This is a genomic window from Microvirga arabica, from assembly GCF_016811235.1.
GTDB lineage: Bacteria > Pseudomonadota > Alphaproteobacteria > Rhizobiales > Beijerinckiaceae > Microvirga > Microvirga arabica.
Map to the genome: position 1 here is coordinate 1 of NZ_JAFBID010000141.1, position 7,220 is coordinate 7,220.

General features: G+C 63.9%; 8 protein-coding genes and 1 pseudogene. 3 read left to right on the top strand and 6 right to left on the bottom strand.

Features of this window, described 5'->3' with window-relative positions; all coding sequences use genetic code 11:
* Nucleotides 1–70: 70 nt before the first annotated feature.
* Nucleotides 71–1,306, bottom strand: a complete 1,236-nt coding sequence (locus JQC81_RS34215; RefSeq protein WP_203275715.1) for a peptidase domain-containing ABC transporter — start codon at nucleotides 1,304–1,306, stop codon at nucleotides 71–73.
* Here JQC81_RS34215 and JQC81_RS31535 point away from each other — a divergent pair.
* Complete coding sequence (locus JQC81_RS31535) at nucleotides 1,221–1,451, top strand: hypothetical protein (protein ID WP_203275722.1); 231 nt, start codon at nucleotides 1,221–1,223, stop codon at nucleotides 1,449–1,451. The two genes, JQC81_RS34215 and JQC81_RS31535, sit on opposite strands and share 86 nt — an antisense overlap.
* A gap of 45 nt (nucleotides 1,452–1,496) precedes the next feature.
* Here the strand turns inward: JQC81_RS31535 and JQC81_RS34580 are convergent.
* From JQC81_RS34580 to JQC81_RS31545, 3 genes and pseudogenes are all read right to left on the bottom strand, one after another.
* Nucleotides 1,497–1,856: pseudogene (locus JQC81_RS34580) on the bottom strand (cysteine peptidase family C39 domain-containing protein); the annotation flags it as partial.
* 50 nt (nucleotides 1,857–1,906) lie between these two features.
* On the bottom strand, nucleotides 1,907–3,157 hold the full coding sequence (locus JQC81_RS31540; RefSeq protein ID WP_203275716.1) for a beta-barrel domain-containing protein: 1,251 nt from the start codon (nucleotides 3,155–3,157) through the stop codon (nucleotides 1,907–1,909).
* Nucleotides 3,158–3,269: 112 nt separating this feature from the next.
* Complete coding sequence (locus JQC81_RS31545) at nucleotides 3,270–3,650, bottom strand: hypothetical protein (protein WP_246520819.1); 381 nt, start codon at nucleotides 3,648–3,650, stop codon at nucleotides 3,270–3,272.
* A gap of 671 nt (nucleotides 3,651–4,321) precedes the next feature.
* Between JQC81_RS31545 and JQC81_RS31550 the strand changes: the two genes are divergently transcribed.
* Together JQC81_RS31550 and JQC81_RS31555 are read left to right on the top strand one after the other, a co-directional pair.
* Nucleotides 4,322–4,738, top strand: coding sequence for a GNAT family N-acetyltransferase (locus JQC81_RS31550; RefSeq protein ID WP_203275717.1), 417 nt, complete (start codon nucleotides 4,322–4,324; stop codon nucleotides 4,736–4,738).
* 92 nt (nucleotides 4,739–4,830) lie between these two features.
* Entirely contained in the window at nucleotides 4,831–5,616 is a 786-nt protein-coding gene (locus JQC81_RS31555) for a DUF2189 domain-containing protein (RefSeq protein WP_312887625.1), read from the top strand.
* 22 nt (nucleotides 5,617–5,638) lie between these two features.
* On the opposite strand, the gene JQC81_RS31560 is transcribed toward JQC81_RS31555, so the two are convergent.
* On the bottom strand, nucleotides 5,639–6,046 hold the full coding sequence (locus tag JQC81_RS31560; protein ID WP_203275718.1) for a Rap1a/Tai family immunity protein: 408 nt from the start codon (nucleotides 6,044–6,046) through the stop codon (nucleotides 5,639–5,641).
* 260 nt (nucleotides 6,047–6,306) lie between these two features.
* Nucleotides 6,307–7,073, bottom strand: a protein-coding gene (locus JQC81_RS31565) for an IS5 family transposase (RefSeq protein ID WP_203275719.1) whose coding sequence is annotated in 2 segments (ribosomal slippage) — nucleotides 6,307–6,749 and nucleotides 6,749–7,073 — 768 coding nt in all. Because the reading frame shifts where the segments join, the coding sequence is not laid out codon by codon here.
* Nucleotides 7,074–7,220 lie beyond the last annotated feature (147 nt).

Sequence of the window (7,220 nt, forward strand, 5' to 3'; positions counted from 1 at the left end):
TCCGTCAAGACATAGCGATCCATCAAGAGCTTGAATCATAAGCCCAACCTCATGTGAATCCCCACAGACCTTAGTTCATGGGCATGGCCATGATCTCGTCGTCGATGCCGGCCATCCGCGCGCAGTCGCGCATCAAGTCGAGGTCGAGCTTCGCATCGAAGAAGCAGATGTTCTCCGCGATGCTGCCCGAGAGGAGCTGATCGTCCTGCATCACCACGCCGATCTGCTGGCGGAACGCCTGGGTGCCGAAATGCGCAATCGGCGTGCCATCGATGAGCACCGTGCCTTCCATGGGCTTGAACAGGCCGAGCATGATCTTGAGCAGGGTGGTCTTGCCGCCGCCTGACGGCCCGGTGATGGCCACGAACTCGCCGGCCTCTACTTTAAGATCCGCGCCGGAGAGCACCTCCGGCTCCGTATCCGCATAGCGGAAGCTCACGCCTTTCAGCTCCAGCGCTCCGGCAACCGGCCGCGGCACGAGGCTGGCGCCATGCCGGTCCTCCTCCCGCTCGGCGAGGGCGATGTCTGAGAGGCGGTCGAGATGCAGGTCGAGCATGCGGTACTGGATTCCGGTCTCGATCAGGTTGGTGGCCTTGGAGAGAAACTGCTCCTTGTAGGCCATGAAGGCGTAGAGCATGCCGATGGTCATGTCGTTCGCCGTGATCGCCTTGGCGCCGAGCCAGACCACGAGCACGTTCTCGATGCCGTAGATGAGGTCATTGGCGGTCTTGAACCCGATGGTGAAGCGGCCCTGGCGGATGGTTCGGCTGATCGAGGCCGCATAGCGGTTCTGCCACACGGCCTCGCGGTCGGATTCGCGGCCGAAGATCTTGATGCTCTGGATGGCGCGCGCCGTCTCGATGAACGTGGTCTGCTCCTTGGCGGCCGCCTCGATCATCTCCTCCTGCCGCTGGCGCAGGGAGCGGTAGAGGGCAAAGCGCAGAAGCCCGTAGAGAATGAGCGCCGCAAACACGATGCCCGACAGCTTGGGGCTGTAGATCAGGATCATCGCGAGCGTCAGCGTCGCCATCACCCCGTCGACGAGAGCAGCCACAAGCCCCTCGGAGATCAAGCGCTGAATCGGCTCGGCCGAGCGGAAGCGCGAGACGAGATCGCCGATATGTCGCTTCTCGAACCAGGCCAGCGGCAGGCGCACGAGGTGATGGAAGAGGTTGGCGCCCATCTGGAAGTTGAGCGCGCCGCTTAAAAAAAAGCAGCACGTGGGAGCGCAGCCAGTCGGCCCCGATATGGATGAGAGTGAGCAGCCCGAAGCCGAGCGCCAGCGCGGTGAGCAGGCCCTGGTCACCCTTCATCACCGCCTCGTCGACGGCAAGCTGCATGTAGAAGGGCGCGGCCAGCACCACGAGCTGCAGCACGGCCGAGAGCACGAGCGCCTGGGCGAGCGCCCGCTTCACCCCGCGCATCCGGCCCCACAGGGCCGTGAGGCTTAAACGAGAGGTTTCCTTCCTGCGCTCGAAGGCCAGGGTGGGGGTGAGCTCCAGGGCGATGCCGGTGAAGTGGTGGCCGACCTCGGCGAAGGTGAGACTGCGCACCCCGAGCGCCGGATCGTGGATGACGACCTTGCGGGCGCCGACCTCTTTCAGCACCACGAAGTGGTTCATGTCCCAGTGCAGGATGCAGGGCAGCTTGACCTGACCGAGCTGCTCGGGCTCGAGCCGCAGGCCGCGGCCGGTCATGCCCAGGCGCTGGCCCATGACCAGCACGTCCTTGAGGGTGACGCCCTTGAGCGAGATCGAGAACAGGCGGCGCAGGGCCGTGAGATCGACCTCGCGTCCGTGATAGCTCGCGACCATGGCCAGGCACGCCAGGCCGCACTCGGCGGTCTCCGACTGCATGATGGCGGGCAGGCGCGGCGTGCCGAAATAATCGAGGTGAGCGAAAAGCTTCACATCCGCCCCCTGACGCTGATGAGCGGCTCGAACAGCCAGGCGACGAGGGAGCGGCCCTCGAGCACGATATCGGCCTTGAGCGTCATGTCGGGCTGGAGGGCGATCTGCCGTCCGAAGGCGTCGATGGCCTGCCGGTCGAGGCGCACGGTCACCCGGTAGGCAGGCTCGGACAGCGCCACCTTGCCGATCACCTCGTCGGGGGAGAGCATCGCCTGCGACATGGTCTCGACGCTGCCGCCCACTGTGCCGAAGCGCTGATAGGGAAAGGCATCGACCATGAGGCGCACCCGCTGGCCGGGCTCGATGAAGCCGATCGCCCGGCTCGGCACGAAGAGATCCGCGAGCAGGCTCGCGCCGTCGGGCAGGAGCGTCATGAGCGGCTTGGTGGGATCGACGATCTGGCCGGGGGCAGCCTGGAGTGCCGTGACGCGGCCGCTGATGGGGGCGGTGATCACCTGCGCCCGCTGACTTTCCGCCTCCGCCCGCTGGCGCTCCCGGTCGGCGAGGTTGAGGCGCAGCTGCGCCAGGCGCTCGGCCTTCAGCACCGGCAGCTGCTCGCGCTGCAGCTGAGCCTGGCTCAAACTTTTGTCGGCCTCCGCAAGCTCCCGGTCGATCTCGGCCAGGGATTGCCGACGGGCGAGCAGCGCCTCGTCCTGCTCCTGCAGGGCGGCGCGGGTGGTGTGGCCCTGCTCGGCGAGCCGCGCGATGGTGCTGCGCCGCTCCTCCGTCACGCGGACGCGTTCGGCCATGAGCCTGCGCTGGGCGGAAAGCGCATCCCGCTCCGCCGTGACGGAGGCAACGGTTGCGTCGAGGCGCCGGACCTCGTTCTCCATGCGGGCGGGATCCGCGGCGATCTGCTCCTTCAACACCTGAATCTGGGTGTCGAGAGCAGCGAGGATCGCTGCATCGAGGGTGCCGCCGGCTTCCAATCCTTGCCGGGAGGCAACGGTGAAGAGCGGCTGGCCCGCCGCAACCCGCTCACCCTCCCTGACCTTCAGCTCCGTCACCACGCCGCCGCGGAGCGCACTGACGCGCACCGCGCCGCCGGCCGCCACAAGTGAGCCGCCGGCAGTCTCCTTGCGGGCGTATTCCGCCGTGCCGAGAAAAAGAACAACGACGGTGATGCATGCGATGACGAAGCCGCCGAGCAATCGCCAGGAGAGGGGCGCAACCGGCAACGACACGGACGAGTGCTCGCCCGTGGCCGCCGTCACGGCCTGCGGCCGGAACAAGGATCGCTGGGCCACCCCATCCCCTTAATGCAACAAAATTACGACACTATGTTGCAGAAAGGGCAGGGCGGCACAAGAGACAGGGAGGGCGGCAGAGCCGGTCCGGCGGTTCTGTCGCAGAAGAGGGTTAAGCGCCTGCCTGCATGCGGGCGAGGTGCTTCCGGCGCGCCTTGGCCTGCCGCTCGGCAAGCTTCATGAGCCAGTCGAGGATGTTGTGCTCGACCACGAGCCCGGTCTCCGCATCCTCGAGACGCTGGATTCGGTCGACCCGGAAGCCGCGATATCCATCGTCCAGCAGGATGTCGATGCCGCCCAGCAGCATCTTGCCCGGACCCACCTTCAGCTCGCGCGCCAGCACCCAGCGCCGGGTGGCATTGCCGGCCTGGTCCACATAGTCGAGCTCCAGCGCCGCCTCCAGCGGGTAGACGTGCCAAGCGCCCTCGATCCGCTCCTCGACAGGAGCGTTCCGGGCCGGCCTCAACAGGGATGTTGCAAGGGTGGTAACCATAGGAAGAATATGGTGTTTCACTCTTTGTTCTTCAAGGATTTTGGGGGCCTAAGACCGAAAAAGTAGGTGCGAAAACGCACAGTGGCTAGGTTCTAGTTCTCGGGCAGCAGCCCTGGGCCGTAGGGTGTTTCCTCAAGTTTGAAGGATTTAGCTTGGTCCTTGTTGAAGCACGACGATCCGTTCTGCGTCTCAACGACGAAGTCTGAACTATCGACATCTATGACATGGCATCTGTTCGGCCATACAAAGCTGATGGCACCGTAATATTCATCTCTTGGCTGGCGTAAAGTCCCGCTACACGACGCAAACTCCCTGCGAGTGATGTACTGTATGTCCGAGACGGGATCTTGGTAGCCGCCGCTGAGGCATACAGTGTCTACTCCACCGCCTTGGAAGGCGAACAAGTCTACCGACTTCCCCGACCTTAAATCGCTCAGAAGCTTTGCTTCCTCGTCCGTGCGCATTGGTGCATCATCCCGGCCACAGGATGAGATTGCGGGTAAGGTCACGACTATGGCCAAGGTGAGAGCCACCAATCCTTTGCGAAGCATCCGATCTGCTCATCAAATTCCGCATCTCAGCGGGAGAGTCTTCGTGTGAGAAGATAATCCGGAAAGTTCTACAAGACACGTCTATGAAGCTGGGTATGCCCAACCTAAGGTGTTGACAGCATGCAGATCGAGGTTCTCGAAGAAGCCAGCCCGCCCGGTGCGGATGACGTAACCGCCGGCTTGCGGGCTCACGTGATCGAGAAGACCGGCCCTCTGCCCCTGATCCCTCTGACCCTGCTCCTGCGGGACGATGACAACCGCGTACGCGGCGGCATTCGGGGGCAGGTTGCCCTGTACTGGCTTCAGGTCGACCATTTCTGGGTCGACGAGGCCTTGCGCGGGCAGGGCTACGGCACCCGCCTGCTGGACATGGCCGAGGAAGCCGCCCGGTTGCACGGGGCTATCGGCGCGCAGTTGACGACGTCGACGTTCCAGGCGGAGGGGTTCTATGTGAAGCAGGGCTATGCCGAGATCGGCCGCCTGAAGGACCGCCCACCCGGCCACGACCGCATCTGGATGGCCAAAAGATGGGCCTGACGTGCGGGCGCCCTAAGGGCTCTTCCTGAGTCGACCGCTGCCGCCTGCCGAACCTATGATGCCGCAAAGGCGGAGACACGAGGGAAGGCCGCATGAGCGAGGACATCCGCACCACCGCACCCATGCTGCGCAAGGAGCCGGCCATCCGCCGGATCGGGCGCTCCGACATCGTCGATGCGCTGTCGGCGGGCTTAAGAGACTTCCAGGCTTATCCGGCCTTCGGGGTGTTCTTCGGCAGCGTCTACGCCCTCGGCGGCGTCGCCATTCTGGCCTGCGCGTTCCTGTGGGATCTGCTCTATCTCGTCTATCCGCTGGCTGCCGGCTTCGTGCTAATCGGGCCCTTCGTGGCGGTGGGGCTCTACGAGGTCAGCCGCCTGCGGGAGCAGGGGCGGGTTCCGACCCTGTCCGGCGTGTTCGGGGCGATCTGGACGCAAGGGGCCAAGGAAATCTCCTGGATGGCCTTCGTGACGATCTTCCTGTTCATCATCTGGATGTATCAGGTGCGGCTGCTGATCGCCCTGTTCTTCGGGCTCCACGGCATGCCGGCCGGGGCCTTCCCGGGGGTTCTCTTCACCACCCCAGAGGGCTTGGCCTTCCTGACGGTCGGCCATGTGATCGGGGCGGTGCTGGCCACCGTCACCTTCTCGCTGACGGTCGTGTCCTTCCCGCTGCTGCTCGACCGGGAGGTGGATTTCATCACCGCCATGATCACGAGCGTGCGGGCCGTGGTGAGCAACCCGGCCGCCATGCTGGGCTGGGCGCTCTGCATCGTGCTGATGCTGTTCACCGCCGCGCTCCCGGCCTTTCTCGGCCTCGTCGTGGTCCTGCCGGTGCTCGGGCACACCACATGGCATCTGTATCGGAAGCTGGTGGCGTAGGCGCCGGAAGGATCGCGAGAGCCTATGGAGAGGCTGGGCCCATCGAGGCGGACGATTTGCAGGGAAACGCTTCTCCAAGCACTTTCAGAACGATGCTCGCCCCTGAGTGGTGGCGCTGATCCGGATTGTTCTGGAGGTATTTGCACACGGCCTCGACGATATGTCCGGAGCTGACCCTGCCCCAGGGGCAGACCAGCTTCTCCTGCTTTCCAAGCCCGGCCACGCTCTGCTGGGTGTCGTGTACGCCAAGGATGTAGTTCAGCGCGCCGGCACTTCGGGTTCGGCACTGGGCGTGGAGATCGTTGCCGTCCACGAAATTCGCCTTCACGGGAGTGGGCGCGAGGGCCAAAGCGGCGCAGCCTGAGACAACGACGACAAGCCTCACGGCATTGCTCTTCGGGCCTTGAGTTGTCGCAGCGGACCTGTTCACCTTCCACCTCCTGGGCGTGCTGAACGGTAGTCACGGAAGCCGGCCTTGGCGACCGACCGAAGGGGGTAATCACCTTGCCCGAGCTCCCTTGTCATAAGGCAAGGCCAGTTCCGGCCTTCCTTGGCTGGGCGTGGTCCTGCCGGTGCTTGGGCATACGACGTGGCATCTGTATCGGAAGCTGGTGGCGTAGGGTTCTGCGCCTCATCCTGACAGCCCTCGCGTTACCACTGTTGTTCGAGAGAGCATTGCTTCCGCAGAGACTAGGCAGCGGACTCATAACTACGGATCCAGATGCGGGCTGACACAAGCTTGATGGCGGCCAGGAAGTTCGCCGGGTTTTTGTCGTATCGCGTGGCAATGCCGCGGAACTGTTTAAGCTTGTTGAAGAACCGCTCCACCTGATTTCTGTAGCGATACAGAAAGGTGCTGAAGACAAACGAGCTCTTGCGGTTGCTCTTGGGCGGGATGTTCGCCCAGACATCCTGCTCCTGGGCCTGCTGACGAATGGCGTTGCTGTCGTAAGCCTTGTCGGCCAGTAGGGTCGCGCCGGACTTCAAGTTCGTCAGAAGGTCCTCGGCCGCCGTGCCGTCATGCGCCTGACCGGGCGTCAGAGTGATCCGTATCGGGCGGCCTTCCGCATCCACCAGAGCATGGATCTTGGTGCTCAGGCCGCCGCGGGAACGTCCCATGCCACCATCTCGGCCCCCTTTTTACCCGTCGCGCCATGCTGATGAACGCGCACGCAGGAGCTATCGATCATGATGAGGTCACCATCATAAGCGGCCGAGACCGCGTTCAGGATGCGGTCCCACATGCCAGCCTCACGCCAGCGCACGAAGCGATTGTAGCAGGTGGTGGAGGGGCCATACCGCTCGGGGATGTCGCGCCAGGGTGAGCCGGTGCGGAAGCGCCAGAGAATGCCATTGAGCACCCGCCGGTCGTTCACCCGCGGCACGCCACGTGGCTTGTTAGGCAGCAACGGCTCGATGATCTTCCACTCGAAGTCGGTCAGCTCATGACGGCGCATCAGATCCTCCCAGGATGGGAGGTGAATCATCAACTCACTGCAAAGAAAAGATCTTTTATGGGTTCACGACCTAGATGCCGTAATGGGCCTGCCGCTCACGAGCTAGCGGAGCGGGGTGGCTGTCCCTCAAAGTGATGGTGTTGAAAC

Excerpts from the sequence above, each read along its gene's own strand:
- JQC81_RS31545 (WP_246520819.1), bottom strand. The coding sequence starts at position 3,650 with ATGGTTACCACCCTTGCAACATCCCTGTTGAGGCCGGCCCGGAACGCT.
- JQC81_RS31550 (WP_203275717.1), top strand. The coding sequence starts at position 4,322 with ATGCAGATCGAGGTTCTCGAAGAAGCCAGCCCGCCCGGTGCGGATGAC.
- JQC81_RS31555 (WP_312887625.1), top strand. The coding sequence starts at position 4,831 with ATGAGCGAGGACATCCGCACCACCGCACCCATGCTGCGCAAGGAGCCG.